Below are 14,418 nucleotides of genomic sequence, written 5' to 3'. Positions count from 1 at the left end.
AAATCAAAATAACAACGTTGTTATTAGCATAAGAGAAAGCGTTATCAAAATCAATGAAAACGTTGTTATTTTCTAAAGAATTTAATAGAATGGTGAAAGAACTTGTTGAAAAAGGGCGGAATAAACAGATGAAAATAACCATAAAAGATATAGCGAAGGCGACAAACGTCAGTTATTCGACGGTATCAAAAGCATTAAACGACAGCCCTTTAGTAAAGCACGACACGAAACAGTTTATTCTTGAAAAGGCAAATGAATTAGGATACACGCCAAATTATTCAGCCAAGCATCTTGTAACCAAGCGAACAAACACAATTGGACTCGTCTGGCCAGAAATTAACCGCTTAGCATTATCGGAGCTTGCTAGTCAGGTAAACAACCAGATGAAAATACATCATAAACAAATGCTCTTATCTATTAATAACGCACTAGATTCCATTGATCTATTTTCCAAAATGAGAGTAGACGGGATGTTGATGTTTGAAGAAGATTTACCTCAAGATCAGCTTCCAAAAACATTGGATGTACCCTTATTATCTTATGGGGTACCGAGTATCAATCAATTTCCGACCATTGGGGTCAAACATGAATTGGCTATGGAGCTTGCCGTTCGGGAGCTAGTGCGCTGCAACAATCAGTCCATCGCATATGTCGGAGTGATCGGAGGTTCAGGGCGAAGACAGCAGGCAAAAGAAAAAGGGTTTAAACAAGCGATGGAGAAGGTTTCAAGGGAGCCTCAATTTATTCAAACAAAGGGGTTGGATGTCGGAGATGCAATGAGAGAAGTAAGGAATTACGTTAATGAACACACGCTGCCGGATGCGTTGATTTGCTCAAGCTATGATATTGCCATAGGAACCTATCGAGCGTTGCGTCAATCCGGACTAAAGGTTCCAGACGACATATCTCTTATTTCCTATGACAACATTCCTCAATTGGCAGAAACAGAAGTTCCATTCTCTGCCGTAGGTGTGCCAGTTGAGCTACTTGCAAAAACATTAGTAGATGAGCTTATCCACTTAATAGAGGATCCGGATCAGGAGCTAAGTGGTTGTGAACTCATACCTGAGCTTGTTGTGAGAAGCTCGTCCCAAAAGATGCGGTAGCTTAATCGTTATCCGAGTATGGCTTGTACTCTTCCAACTTGTCCGTCAGCTAGGCGGACTTTTATGCCATGCGGATGAGAAGGTGAGTTGGTTAAGATATCCTTTACAACACCTTCTGTTCGTTTGCCGGTGCGTTGATCCTGTTTCAGAACAATTTCAACACGTAAGCCGGCTTGAATGTTTGCTCGTTTTTTACCATCCATGTATGGCCACTCCTTGTCAGTATGAAATAAAATCTACATGCTATTTTACATGAAAAAGGCTAGCTATGATATGAATCGCTAGCTAGCAGCTTTAAATTATGAGGATTTTTTAGGCGAGAGGAGGGTGAGTGGCTTTTTAGCTGGGCCTTCGATCACATCTCCGGAGCATGAGAAGCGTGAGCCGTGACAAGGACAATCCCATGTTTGATCGGCTTTGTTCCAACCAACCTCACACCCGATATGTGTGCAGGTTGTGTCTACGATATAGAGCTCCCCATCATTCGTTCTGCATGCACCAGCCTTTTGACCCTGGTAGTGAACGGCGGCACCCTCACCATTTCTTAAGCTTGTAATACTTTGTTCATCTGGACTCACTTTTCCTTTAATAAGCTCTGAGGCCACGTTTAGGTTTTCCTTTAAAAAGTGACGAATACTTGGGTCCGCATGAACACGACTCGGTAAAAAGATGTCTTCATATTTATCTGAACCATGAGCAATGACGTTTGCTGTAATGATGGCGGCGTTTGTTCCTCCTGTCATACCCCATTTTCGGTACCCTGTGGCTACAAATAGATCTGTGTGAACTGGTGATAAGCGACCGATATAAGGGACTTTATCTAAAGTCTGCAAATCCTGTGCTGACCACTCATACGTAAGATTAAAGGAATCAAAGTGTGTGTTGGCATACGATCCGAGCGCCTCATAATAAGATCTTGTATCTCCACCTTGTCCGGCTTTGTGATGCTCCCCTCCGATAAGGATTGTTGTTTCGCCTTCCTCATTTGTGCAGGCTCGTATGGAACGACTCGGCAGATCCACATGTAAATACATCCCACCTGGCCATTTCTCTTGTGTTACACCAGATATAATGTACGAGCGGTCTGCTTTCATACGGGTGAAATACAATCCACCTTTGTCGATAAATGGGAAGTGTGAGGCAGCAACAACTGATGAAGCCGTAACAGGAAAGCCGTTTTTTGTTAAGATGGTCGGTTTTGCATCATGATTCACATCAAGCGCAACGGTATGCTCGAAAATGTTTCCACCATTTTTAACGATTTCATTTGCTAAGAAAGCCATATACTTTAAGGGATGGAATTGAGCCTGGTCTTTCATAACAAGCGCTGCTTTAACCGGAATGTTTAAAGGGATGGAATCAAGCCATTCGTGAGGAATGTCGAGTACCTCATAGGCTTCTTTTTCTTTTCGGAGCTTCTCTACACCTTGGTCTGTGGTTGCGTAGAGATAGGCATCCTCCATCTCAAATTGACATGGAATGTTGTGTTCCTCTACAAGTTCACGAACAAAATCAACCGCACGCTGATTGGCCTCGTAATACGTTTTCGCCCCACCTATACCTAGGTGATTGACAAATTCGTCGTAGATTGCCCCGTGTTGTGCTGTGATTTTAGCTGTAGTATGACCTGTTGTTCCTTCGCAAAGCCGGTCTGCTTCAAGAAGAGCAACCTTTTTGCCTTCCTTGCTCAACAAATACGCAGTGGTTAGTCCCGAGATGCCTCCGCCAATAATCGCAACGTCTACAGTCATACTCTCTGATAAGGAAGGAAATTCAGGCATCGTAACATCTTTCCGCCAATATGTGTTCCAAAGGGGTTGTTTTGGTGAGTCACTCATCTCTAATAGCCTCCTGTTGTACTTTCTAGGAATAGTTTGGCTAAATGTGACAAAAACATGTATAAGAGATCATTTCATTTTTGTTAAACTTGTAACAAATGTAGTGACAAGTTCAAAGGAAATTGATAAATTGTAAAGTGTGATTTTAATATGAATTAGGTGAGAGGGTACGATATGAAAAAAGCTGTTGAGAATTTGATGTTATTTGCATGGGGAACATCCTTCATAGCTACTTTAGGTTCACTGTTTTTCTCGGAAATTCGTCATTTTGAACCTTGTACATTATGCTGGTACCAACGCATTTTAATGTACCCATTAGTCATTATTCTATTGATTGGTGTGATCCGAAAAGAAGCGAGTGCAGCTATTTATGCAGCCGTCTTATCTGGCATAGGATTATGTATTTCTATTTATCATTACACTCTTCAAAAACTTCCTGATACAGTTGGTTCAGGTCCGGGATGTGGACGAGTTCCATGTACGGGAGAATATATTAATTGGTTTGGTTTCGTGACGATCCCTTTTTTAGCGGGGACAGCATTTTTAATCATTCTTATGACAAGTGTGACCATTTTAAAGAAATCTAGGGGTTGATGAAATGAAAAAGATCGCTATTTTTGGAGGCATTATCGTTGTGGTATTTGCCTTACTCGCTATTTTAACAGTAACTGCCAATAAGCAAAAGATGGAGTCCGTAGGTGAAAATCAATTTGGCAAAGACGAGCTTCTTCCTGCAACAATGGAAATTGTAGATGATCCGAACTATCAAAACGCGATTCTGCCAGATGAGCTTGAAGAGCGTTTAAATAATGAAGAAACGTTTACAGTCTATTTCTATGCATCAGAGTGCCCGCATTGTCGAGAAGCAACGCCAAGACTGAATGAAATAGCAGACGAGTTGGACGAGGACATTCCTCAGTACAATCTACGTGAGTTTGAGCAAGGCTGGGAAGACTACAACATTCAATCAACACCAACTTTAGTACACTTCAAGGATGGGGTAGAAGAACAGCGTCTGGTCGGTGCTGCTGAAAATGAAGTGTTTGAACAATTTTTAACGACGTATCCATCTGAATAATGATCTTTGTCGGGTACCAATACATGGGTATCCGGCTTTTTTTAATCAACCGAATAATTCTTTTTTCTTTAGGCTATGCTAGATTGTATGCATTTACATGAGGCAGATGGTGCTGGCAAATATTGAAGGACCATTGATTTAAGGAAACACCCGTGATATGATTATGGATGGAAAAAAAACTACAAGCGCCTTAGTATGTAGGCGACACATATATTCAGGCAGACGACCATATCCAGGTTGTTAGGGGGTATGGTCTTTCTGCGTTATAGATTACGCGTCTCTAAGTGGAGATGAAAGGCTGACTAACGTGTCACCATCGGAAGGGTGCCCAAAAGGAGATTTGTCATTTGGCAACATTTTATGATTTTAATCTGAGCGAGCAAGTTGTTCAGGCAGTAACAGGTATGGGATTTGACCAGGCTACACCAATCCAAGAAGCAACGATTCCTACAGCTTTACTTGGAAAGGATATTATCGGTCAAGCACAAACAGGAACTGGGAAAACAGGAGCATTTGGTGTTCCTTTAGTTGAAAGAATTAATATTGATAAGCGTGAAGTTCAAGGGCTAGTTATTGCTCCTACAAGAGAGCTTGCTAACCAAGTAGCAGAATCGCTAATCAAGTTTGGCCGTAAAAAAGGTGTACGTACAGTTACCGTTTACGGTGGTCAAGATATGCGTAAGCAAATCCGTGACTTAAAACAAAATCCGCACATCGTTGTAGCAACACCGGGTCGTCTAATGGACCATATGCGCCGCAAAACGATTCTTCTTGATCAAGTTGACACAGTTGTACTTGATGAAGCAGATGAAATGCTAAACATGGGATTCATTGAAGATATTGAGACCATTTTGAAAGAAACACCATCTGAGCGTCAAACACTTCTATTCTCAGCTACAATGCCAAAGCGTATTGAAAAGCTGGCTACTACTTTCATGGATTCCCCTGAAGTTATTGCAGTGAAATCAAAAGAAGTAACGATGGAAAACATCGAACAGCAATACATTGAATTGTATGAGCGTGATAAGTTTGATGCCCTAACTCGTCTGATTGACATTCAAGTTCCAGAGCTTGCAATTGTGTTCGGACGTACAAAGCGTCGTGTAGATGAATTGTCTGAAGCACTAATCAAACGCGGATACCGTGCAGAAGGTATTCATGGTGACCTGAATCAAGCGAAGCGTGATAGCGTTCTTCGTAAATTCAAAACCGGTCTAATTGATGTACTTGTAGCGACAGATGTAGCTGCTCGTGGTTTAGATATCAGTGGAGTATCTCACGTATACAACTTTGATCTTCCACAAGATCCTGAAAGCTATGTACACCGTATTGGTCGTACAGGTCGTGCAGGACGTTCAGGTATTGCCGTTACTTTCGGTACACCACGTGAAAGAGACCATATCAAAGCAATCGAACGTTTGTCTAAGAAGAAAATGGATCGCCATAGTGCCCCAACTCTTCAACAGGCAGTCGAAGGTCAACAAAAGCTTGCACTTGAGCAATTACGTGCATTAACTGAAGTTGAAAATAGTGCAGATTCTTACCGCGAGGCAGCTGAAGAGCTACTTAAAGAAACAGATGCTACAACTGCTTTGTCTGCTGCATTAAAACTATTAACAAAAGAACCGGATGCTACACCTGTTCGTCTGACAGATGAAGCACCGCTTCGTTCGAAAAAACCTCGTCGCGATGGCGGCGGTAGTGGTGGAAGATCACGTTACCGTCAAGATGATCGTCGTCGTCAAGGTGGTCGCGGTGGTGAAAACCGTGGTGGTGGAAGTGGCGGTCGTCGCGAATACCGTGGTGGAAGCAATAACACTAGCTCAAGCCAAGGTCAAAGCCGTAAGCCTAAGAAACACGCATACAATAAATAAGATTGAATCGCCTCTTTGGGACTTTGTTCCTAAAGAGGCTTTTTTAATAAACGAACAAGTGATCAATCTTCTTATAATCGTTTACGAATAAATAGATGATGTAATACAATGGAAATGATGTGTACAGAAGGTACAGAAAGGAGCAAGATGTGAAAAGAACAGCAGAACGAGTATTGGGAATTATCGGAAGTGTCATGATGACAATTGGATTCATCCTTTTTACTTTAGCCACATTTGTATTTTCTTCACCTGAAGGTCAAGCTCAATTAGAGGAAATGCTACAGGATCCGGAAGTCAATCCAACGGGTGCTGATATGGGTGTTGATGAAATAATCAATTTCTTTGTCTCAAATGGATGGATTATTGTGATGGCGCTCCTTGTTTCAGTCATCTTAGGAGTATTAGCCACGGTGCTCGTTAAGAAAATGCCAATCGTATCTGGAATCATGTGGGTGTTAGCGGCCATTATCAGTCTCATATCCATTTGGTACCTAATTTTCATTCCGGCTATTTTATTCTTTATCGCAGGAATCTTGGCATTTGTCCGAAAACCGAAGGAAGAAAGTCCAATCGTATATTAAATTTATTATAGGAGTGAGAAGATGAAACGAACAGGCGAGTTAGTTTTAGGGATTATCGGTAGTGTTCTTCTATTAATAGGAATTATTTTAGGTTTTTCCTTTAGCGCTGTATTTGGAAGCGATGAATTTAACGATCAATTCCAAGAAGGATTTAGTCAAGAATTACAGAATGATCCAGAATTTAGTGATGCAGAAGTAGAAGCTGTTAACAATTTTATTGAATCATTGGGTTCATTTGCAGTTGGGCTTACGGTTTCTTGGGTGATCTCAGCAATTCTAGGTATCCTTGCAACCATTTTTGTTAAAAAGAAAACAAAACTCTCCGGTATTCTATTCATAGTTGGAGGAGTTGTCGGGATCGCTTCAATTATCCCTGCTATTCTTTATGTGATTGCTGGAATTATGGCGCTTGTTCGTAAAGCACCACAGGTTACTGAGCCGTACGAAACAGTATAAGCATTTTAGAGGGAATCCGCTTGCGGATTCCCTTTCTAAGGAATATTTAGAAAGTTTAAATTAGAATGATAAAGCGCTTACTCGCTTTTATAGCAAGAGTTTGCCGACTTTTACCAAAAGATTTCCTTGTAAGATTATCTGACATATCAATTGCATTGGAAGCTTTTCGATCATAAAGTAAAAGATAACAAGAATGTGTTATAAAAGATTACATGAAAAGGAAGTGTGTGGGGATGTCGGTAAATGCACCAACTAGAGAAAGCATCTTGGAAACAATCAAGGAAACAATTGAGAAGAAAAGTGTAGAACTTTTACACATGCAGTTTGTTGACTTAGAAGGTACATTAAAACACGTAACCATTACAGCAAGACAACTGGATCAAGCAGTGAACGGACAAACAATGTTTGATGGGTCTTCAATCACAGGATTCACACCTATCAACCAATCTGACTTGTATCTAGTACCGGATATTACAACTTTTGCTGTCTTACCTTGGACAGAGGAGGAAGGATATTCTGAAGCACGCTTCCTATGTAGTGTAAAAAAGCCTGACGGGTCCGATTTTGAGGGAGATCCTCGTAACGTATTAAAAAAGACAGTGAAGAGAGCAAAAGACAAAGGTTTCTCTATCAGTGTTGGACCTGAGCTTGAATTCTTCTTATTTGAAACGGATGAGTATGGTTTACCAACTCAACGCACACAAGACGTCGGCGGATACTTTGAGCCATCTCCTAAGGATGATGGAGAAAAAGTTCGCCTTGCGATCTATAAAGCTTTGAAAATGCTTGGTTTCACAATTGAAGCTTCTCACCATGAGGTTGCAGAAGGTCAACACGAGATCAACTTTAAATATGCGGATGCTCTCGCTTCAGCTGACGCAGCAACAACGTACAAATGGGTTGTAAAGACAGTTGCTAAGCAGTTTGGATTACACGCGACATTTATGCCAAAACCACTTGCTGGAGCAAACGGTAACGGAATGCACGTGAATATTTCTCTTTTCAATGATGAAAAGCAAGAAAATTCATTCTATGATGATTCAGATAAGCTTGGACTTTCATCAACAGCCTATAGCTTTATTGCTGGATTGATTGATAACGTAAAAGACTTTGTTGCGGTAACAAACCCGCTTGTTAACTCATATAAGCGTTTAGTTCCAGGATATGAAGCGCCATGCTACATCGCTTGGTCGGCTTCAAACCGATCTGCACTCATTCGTATTCCAGCTACACGTGGAGCTGGTACACGCGTTGAAATCCGTTGTCCGGATCCATCTGCTAACCCTTACCTTGCGTTTGCAGTGATTGCATCTGCTGGTTTGGATGGTGTAGATCGTGAGCTGGCAGCTCCTGCTTCTGTAGATGCAGATATCTTCAGCATGACAGCTGCAGAACTCGAAGGCCGTGGTATTGATAATCTTCCTTCAAGCCTTGAGCAAGCACTTGATCGTTTTGAAACGGGTAGCATTGGTCAAAAAACGTTGGGTGAGCACGCATTTAACGAGTATCTTGAACTTAAGCGTGGCGAGTGGGATGAGTTCCGCATGACTGTTCATGATTGGGAAATTTCTACGTACCAATCAAAATTCTAATTGCTAAATGATTATTTATTAATGAAACAAAAGGCTAATGATTCTGAAATAGGATCATTAGCCTTTTTTTGTGCAGAATGCTTGATTACCCCCATAGGGTATAGTAAACTAGCAGTAATCAACGATGAGGAGGAATTTAAATGGAAACTCAAACTCTCCACGTACAAGGAATGTCTTGTAACCACTGTGTAAAGGCTGTAGAAGAAAATGTAGGACAACTAGATGGCGTAGCTTCTGTCACTGTTCATTTAAAGGATGCGAAGGTTGATGTAGAATTCGATCAAGAAAAAGCACCTCTAACAAAAATAATGGAAACAATTGAAGACCAAGGATACGATGTAACAAAGTAAAAACAATGGAGTCGTCATAGATGCGGCTCTTTTTTTCATAAAGGGGGTGTCAGGATGAACCAAAAAGATTTAACCATTCAAGTGTCGGGGATGACCTGTGCTGCTTGTGCCAATCGGATCGAAAAGGGACTTAAGAGGATGGATGGCGTGGAAGAGGTGAAAGTAAATAGTACTCTCGAAGTAGCTCAGGTATCCTACGATCATTCAAAAATAGAGCCAAATGATCTCTTTCAAAAACTCCATTCCTTAGGTTACGGGGCTATCGAAGAAACAGCAGAATTCGAGGTGATTGGGATGTCATGTGCGGCGTGCTCCAATCGAATTGAGAAACGATTATCCCGTCTTGATGGAATTAGCACAGCAACGGTTAATCTTGCAATGGAAACCGCCACGGTTCAATATCATTCTGGGCAAGTTTCCATTTTCGACATGCAAGAAGCTGTACAAAAGCTAGGATTTACATTAAAGCAAAAAGAAGATGACGCGGACGCTCCGGACCACAAACAACAGGAAATTAAAAAACAAACAATTAGATTCTGGGTGTCTGCAGTGCTGTCATTCTCGCTTTTGTGGGCGATGGTGAGTCACTTTACATGGACTTCTTTTATTTGGCTACCAGACTTATTTATGAACCCGTGGTTTCAGCTTGTTTTAGCCACACCCGTGCAATTTGTCATTGGTTATCCATTTTATAAAGGTGCTTATAAGGCTTTACGAAGTGGAAGTGCAAATATGGATGTGCTTGTGGCTATGGGGACCTCTGCGGCATATTTTTATAGTGTCTATTTAGCATTTCAATCAATTGGTTCAACTCATCATATGGTTGACCTTTACTTTGAAACAAGTGCCGTTCTTATTACATTGATTATTTTAGGGAAGTTATTTGAAGCAAAAGCTAAGGGACGCTCTTCGGATGCTATTAAGAAACTTCTAGGACTTCAAGCGAAAACCGCACGTGTGTATAGGGATGAAGCTGAACAGGTTGTCCCGTTACAGGAGGTCAGAGTAGACGATCTCATTTCTGTGAAACCGGGTGAAAAGATTCCTGTAGATGGAACGATCACTCAGGGGCAGGCTGCAATTGATGAATCAATGCTGACTGGTGAAAGTGTGCCTGTTGATAAAGGGATCGGAGAAAAGGTGTTAGGCTCAACTCTGAATACGAATGGGTCACTCCGGGTAAAGGCAGAGCAAATTGGCAAAGAAACAGTTTTGTCTCAAATCGTTCAAATCGTTGAGCAGGCGCAGACCTCAAAAGCGCCAATTCAACGCATGGCTGACCGAATTTCTGGAGTCTTTGTTCCAATTGTTGTAGCTATTGCTGTACTGACTTTCTTGATCTGGTATGTTGCCTATAGACCTGGAGAATTTGGCACAGCTCTTGAAGTGTTTATCTCCGTCCTTGTGATTGCCTGCCCTTGTGCGCTCGGACTTGCAACCCCTACATCCATTATGGCAGGGTCAGGAAGAGCGGCTGAATATGGCATTCTGTTTAGGGGAGGAGAGCAGCTGGAGACGGCTTATCTTGCTGATACCATTCTCCTTGATAAGACAGGCACCATTACAAACGGTGTACCAGAGCTAACAGATGTGTATCCGGTTGGAGACGAACTAGAAAATGATCTTCTCCAACTCGCGGCCTCTGTTGAAACACATTCGGAGCATCCGTTAGCTACAGCTATCGTAGCGGGGGCTCGGAGTCGAGAGCTTTCACTCCTAGAAGTTAGAGGCTTTAAGGCAATCACTGGTTTTGGTGTGGAAGCAGAATTGTCTGGACGTAACATCTTAATTGGGACTCGCAGGTTGATGGATCAGCATCGTGTACAGACAAACGAAGCGCTTGAGATGATGCATTCTCTTGAAGCAGCTGGGAAAACAGCGATGCTAGTTGCCATAGAGGGTACGCTTGCTGGTGTGCTTGCCGTTGCTGATACAATGAAGGATACATCAGCTGCAGCCATTCAAAGATTAAAAGAAATGGGTCTTGATGTCTACATGGTTACAGGCGACAACAAGCAGACGGCCACAGCCATAGCAAACGGGGCAGGTATTGATCAGGTGATTGCTGAAGTGTTGCCAGAGGAAAAAGCGGAGGCTGTGAAGCGACTACAAAAGCAAGGAAAAAAAGTGGTTATGGTTGGTGATGGTATTAATGATGCACCTGCCTTAGCTACAGCAGACATTGGGATAGCTATAGGAACTGGGACGGATGTTGCAATGGAAGCAGCGGATATTACGCTTGTCCGAGGAGATTTGCAGCGAATAGCTGATACAATCGTTGTAAGCAAGAGGACCATCCGTAACATTCGCCAAAACTTATTCTGGGCTTTAGCTTATAACAGTGTAGGGATCCCTATCGCAGCAGCGGGGTTCCTTGCACCATGGGTAGCAGGAGCAGCGATGGCCTTTAGCTCAGTGTCTGTCGTATTAAATGCACTACGACTGCAACGAATGAAGCTTTAACAACATTAATAGGATAAAAAACACCCCTGACATCCCTTTTAAAAGGAAATCAGAGGTGTTTTTATTTTTAATACGTTTTATCAAGTATACGTTCCGTTAAATGCCCCGTGGCTAACAGATCCAACATATTGATTCAGCTCTACACCATGTTTAATGGCAGCTGTAATAAATTTCTTCGCTTTATGAACAGCTTCTTGAACCGTTGCACCCTTTGCAAGCTCAGCAGTGATTGCTGCGGCGAACGTACAGCCAGCTCCATGTGTATACGTTGTGCTGATTTCTTCAGACTCAAGTAACTGCATATCTTGACCGTCATAAAATACATCTACAGCGCTTGAGTGATCCAGTTTGCTTCCGCCTTTAATGACAACGTTTTTAGCGCCTAGTTCATAAATCGCAGCCGCCGCTTCCTTCATTTGCTCAACGGTTGTGATCGGTCCGTTTCCTGTAAGCTGTGATGCTTCAAATAAGTTAGGAGTCACCACATATGCTTTTGGAACGAGTACCTCACGTAAGCATGAATCTGTTTCTGGGTTCAAGGCCTCATCTGCACCCTTACATACCATCACAGGATCCACTACTAAGTTTGTGATATTGTACTGCTCAACTTTTTTAGCAACTAGCTCAATAATTTTAATTGAACCAAGCATTCCTGTTTTAGCAGCATCAATACCAATCCCTGCTAGAACGGTTTCTATTTGTTTTTCAGTTACAGCAGGGTCGATTGGGAAGACTTCATGAGCCCAGCCTGAATGCGGGTTTTGGGCAACGATGGTTGTCAGTGCATTCATCCCATAGACACCTAGTTCCTGAAATGTTTTTAGATCAGCTTGAATTCCTGCGCCGCCACTTGTGTCAGAGCCGGCAATGGTTAGTGCTTTATACCGTTTCATATCGCGTAAACTCCCCTTATCCTATAGAACTACCTTCATTATACTAAAGTACAACCATGAATGAAAAGGAAGTGGACAATTAATTCCTCTCACTCCCAATTAATATGAAAAAATAAGGATAAAAAGCTCAAAAAGATGGGACTTTTAGACGATATAAATAAAAGATGTAAACGTATTGTAAATAGGCTAATGATGTTAGGGAGTGGGAAATCGTTGAAAAGTGTTAAAGGAAGGCTTTTGCGGATTTTTTCAATTATCATTGTATCGTTTTTAGCATTCTCTATCTATAGTGTGAGTACACTCTATGTATCAAATGAACGTCTGCAAAATATGGAAAAGGAAGAGTTTCCACTATTATTGGCTAAGGAACAAATGGCTTTTAACATTACAGAGCGTTTGGCTGCTTCAAGGGGATATCTTCTTTTTGGTTATGATGAATATCTTGAACAGTTTGATGCGCTAAGTGAAGAAGCCGCTGTTATTGAAGAACAGCTGTTGAACCTGGCAGGAGATGATGAATCTTTAGCTGATACGCTAACCTATACTCATGCATGGGAAGGGGTATTAACCGGAGAAGTATTCCCTATGTATCAAAACGGAAATGCAGACCTAGCGGAATCCATGATGAATTTGCGTTCAACGCCCATCGCCAGAAATTTAACAACTCAGTTTCAAGAGATGTCAGAGAATGAACGCAATGCCATGGCTGCAAGTATCAATGAGACGCAGCGTGCAGGAGAACAGCTTCAATTAATTGTCTTAATACTTGCAATTGCCTTAACGGTTATTATGATTGTTCTTGCTTTGCGTATTTCTTCAACGATCTCGAGTCCTCTTAAACAACTAGTGAAAGAGGCAGATGCAATTAGCGATGGTGATTTAACGGGGGAACCGATACGTGTTAAAACAAAAGATGAGTTCCTTGCTCTAGCTCATTCATTTAATAAGATGAGAGATTCGTTACGAAGTTTGATTGGAACAACTGCAAGTATGTCAGAAAACGTGGCTGCTACAGCAGAACAATTATCAGCAAGCTCAGAAGAAACATCGGCCGCAACGAATCAAATTGCTGGTACGGTTCAAGCGCTGAATAGCTCAGCTGAATCAAGCTCGGAGACATCAAGAAACAGTCTCAAGGCATCGAATGCGATGACGGAAAGTGTAGAACAAATTACATTTGCCACTGCAACGGCTATTGAGGCATCCATGAAAATGGAAGAGCGCTCTACATCTGGTAGAGAGCTAATTGGACAAGCGGTTGGTCAAATGAAAGATATCCAACTCACAGTGGAAAAATCCGCTGAAGTGATGGGCGAGCTTGATAGAAGATCAAAGGAAATTGGCGACATTCTAGAGTTAATTACTTCAATATCTGAACAAACAAATCTACTAGCTTTAAATGCAGCGATTGAAGCTGCTAGAGCAGGAGAGCACGGAAAAGGTTTTGCAGTTGTTGCTGATGAAGTACGTAAGCTTGCCGAAGAATCAAAGAACTCAGCTAGTCAGATTGAGCAAATGATTCATGCGATTCAGCGAGATGCCAAGACTGCAACAACAGAAATGCAAAAGGGAACAGAAGAAGTCTCTCAAGGAACACAATTAATGGATGACGTGGGCACTTCATTTGAGCATATCTCTAAATCCATTAATGAAGTCAATAGCCAAATGATGGCGGTATCAGCCGCCACTCAAGGTATTGCTCAGCAGACAATGAAATTAAATGAGTATATGACAACGATGGATGTACAGGCAAAAGCAAATGTTGAAAGCACGGAGGAGGCTGCTGCTTCTACTGAAGAACAGCTAGCAGCTATGCAGGAAGTGGCTTCCTCGGCTGAGGTACTAACAGAGCTTGCAAATAGTTTACTAGAAGAGATTTCGACGTTTAAACTATCAAACACATCTTCATTTAAGCAAGATCGTGATTTAGAGGTTGAGAACGATGATGATGTGATTGATTCAGAAAAAATGACTGAGACGGACAATGAAACAGTAGTGGAAGAAGAAAAAGTAGATGAGTTAGTGGATCGAAAATCTTCCTAACTAAAAAACCTGAAGCGGATATATATTCGCTTCAGGTTTTTTAGTGTCTTTACGTGGCCTTTACAAATTCTTAACAATGATCAACTAGATTAACAGGGTCTAATTACCTATGCTTATAGGAGGTATTTATAAAATAAAGGAGAG

The 14,418-nt window shown here is 41.7% G+C and carries 13 protein-coding genes; 10 read left to right on the top strand and 3 right to left on the bottom strand.

Annotated elements, in window-relative coordinates; translation table 11 throughout:
- Positions 1-128 precede the first annotated feature (128 nt).
- Positions 129-1,106, top strand: coding sequence for a LacI family DNA-binding transcriptional regulator (locus tag ACQKKO_RS18125; protein ID WP_498649672.1), 978 nt, complete (start codon positions 129-131; stop codon positions 1,104-1,106).
- Positions 1,107-1,114: 8 nt separating this feature from the next.
- Here the strand turns inward: ACQKKO_RS18125 and ACQKKO_RS18120 are convergent, their stop codons facing one another.
- Together ACQKKO_RS18120 and ACQKKO_RS18115 are read right to left on the bottom strand one after the other, a co-directional pair.
- Positions 1,115-1,309, bottom strand: coding sequence for a YwbE family protein (locus tag ACQKKO_RS18120; protein WP_498649670.1), 195 nt, complete (start codon positions 1,307-1,309; stop codon positions 1,115-1,117).
- Positions 1,310-1,405: 96 nt separating this feature from the next.
- Entirely contained in the window at positions 1,406-2,944 is a 1,539-nt protein-coding gene (locus ACQKKO_RS18115; protein ID WP_498649668.1) for an FAD-dependent oxidoreductase, read from the bottom strand.
- 174 nt (positions 2,945-3,118) lie between these two features.
- Between ACQKKO_RS18115 and ACQKKO_RS18110 the strand changes: the two genes are divergently transcribed.
- From ACQKKO_RS18110 to ACQKKO_RS18075, 8 genes are all read left to right on the top strand, one after another.
- Positions 3,119-3,538: a disulfide oxidoreductase gene (locus ACQKKO_RS18110; RefSeq protein WP_498649666.1), complete on the top strand. Its 420-nt coding sequence runs from the start codon at positions 3,119-3,121 to the stop codon at positions 3,536-3,538.
- A gap of 4 nt (positions 3,539-3,542) precedes the next feature.
- The gene (locus tag ACQKKO_RS18105) at positions 3,543-4,022 is read left to right on the top strand and encodes a thioredoxin family protein (RefSeq protein WP_498649664.1); all 480 of its coding nucleotides are present in this window, start codon (positions 3,543-3,545) and stop codon (positions 4,020-4,022) included.
- 347 nt (positions 4,023-4,369) lie between these two features.
- Positions 4,370-5,896, top strand: a complete 1,527-nt coding sequence (gene cshA / locus ACQKKO_RS18100; protein ID WP_498649662.1) for a degradosome RNA helicase CshA — start codon at positions 4,370-4,372, stop codon at positions 5,894-5,896.
- 149 nt (positions 5,897-6,045) lie between these two features.
- Entirely contained in the window at positions 6,046-6,477 is a 432-nt protein-coding gene (locus ACQKKO_RS18095) for a DUF4064 domain-containing protein (protein WP_498649660.1), read from the top strand.
- A 21-nt stretch (positions 6,478-6,498) separates the two neighbouring features.
- The gene (locus ACQKKO_RS18090) at positions 6,499-6,933 is read left to right on the top strand and encodes a DUF4064 domain-containing protein (protein ID WP_498649658.1); all 435 of its coding nucleotides are present in this window, start codon (positions 6,499-6,501) and stop codon (positions 6,931-6,933) included.
- Between the two features lie 233 nt (positions 6,934-7,166).
- Entirely contained in the window at positions 7,167-8,525 is a 1,359-nt protein-coding gene (gene glnA / locus ACQKKO_RS18085) for a type I glutamate--ammonia ligase (protein WP_498649656.1), read from the top strand.
- Between the two features lie 140 nt (positions 8,526-8,665).
- The gene (gene copZ / locus ACQKKO_RS18080) at positions 8,666-8,875 is read left to right on the top strand and encodes a copper chaperone CopZ (protein WP_498649654.1); all 210 of its coding nucleotides are present in this window, start codon (positions 8,666-8,668) and stop codon (positions 8,873-8,875) included.
- Between the two features lie 54 nt (positions 8,876-8,929).
- Positions 8,930-11,338 (top strand): heavy metal translocating P-type ATPase, encoded by a 2,409-nt coding sequence (locus tag ACQKKO_RS18075; protein WP_498649652.1) that lies wholly within the window; start codon positions 8,930-8,932, stop codon positions 11,336-11,338.
- A gap of 80 nt (positions 11,339-11,418) precedes the next feature.
- Here the strand turns inward: ACQKKO_RS18075 and pdxK are convergent, their stop codons facing one another.
- Positions 11,419-12,231 carry a pyridoxine/pyridoxal/pyridoxamine kinase gene (gene pdxK / locus ACQKKO_RS18070; RefSeq protein ID WP_498649650.1) on the bottom strand — a complete coding sequence of 271 codons (813 nt, stop codon included), beginning with the start codon at positions 12,229-12,231 and terminating at the stop codon, positions 11,419-11,421.
- A 213-nt stretch (positions 12,232-12,444) separates the two neighbouring features.
- On the opposite strand from pdxK, the gene ACQKKO_RS18065 reads away from it, so the two are divergent.
- The gene (locus ACQKKO_RS18065) at positions 12,445-14,274 is read left to right on the top strand and encodes a methyl-accepting chemotaxis protein (RefSeq protein ID WP_498649648.1); all 1,830 of its coding nucleotides are present in this window, start codon (positions 12,445-12,447) and stop codon (positions 14,272-14,274) included.
- Positions 14,275-14,418: the final 144 nt, after the last annotated feature.

It is taken from the genome of Alkalihalobacillus sp. NPDC127517, from assembly GCF_050276055.1.
Classification (GTDB): domain Bacteria; phylum Bacillota; class Bacilli; order Bacillales; family Bacillaceae_D; genus Alkalicoccobacillus.
Note: the sequence above shows the minus strand (reverse complement) of the source record. Positions and strands in the feature narration are given on the sequence as shown.